This is a genomic window from Nocardia brevicatena NBRC 12119, from assembly GCF_000308495.1.
Lineage (GTDB): Bacteria > Actinomycetota > Actinomycetes > Mycobacteriales > Mycobacteriaceae > Nocardia > Nocardia brevicatena.
Window position 1 is genome coordinate 1 of record NZ_BAFU01000136.1, and the last position, 335, is coordinate 335.

Below are 335 nucleotides of genomic sequence, written 5' to 3' on the forward strand. Positions count from 1 at the left end.
GGTCGCTCCCGTCAGATTCGTACCCGTCAGCACGACCGTCGTCCCACCGGCCGCCGACCCCGAAGCCGGACTGATGCTGGTCAAGGTAGGAGCCCCGACATAGGTGTAGGGCAGCGGGTTGCTCGTGCCGTCCAGCAGCGCCTGTACGGTGACGTTCACTGTGCCGGTTCCAGGCGGGACGATGGCTGTGATCTGGGTATTGGAGTCGATGGTGAATGTCGTTGCCGTCGGGCCGAACCGGACAGTCAACGGGCCGACACCACTGAATCCGGAGCCGGTGATGATGACAGAGTTGAAACCCGCTGCAGGACCGGAAGAGGGTGTCAGCGAGGTGA

General features: G+C 63.6%; 1 protein-coding gene. It reads right to left on the bottom strand.

What is annotated here, in order from left to right; translation table 11 throughout:
• Window positions 1-327, bottom strand: a 327-nt coding sequence (locus tag ON20_RS40670) for an IPT/TIG domain-containing protein (protein ID WP_368853937.1), incomplete at its 3' end; no start/stop codon positions are given.
• Between the last annotated feature and the right edge of the window lie 8 nt (window positions 328-335).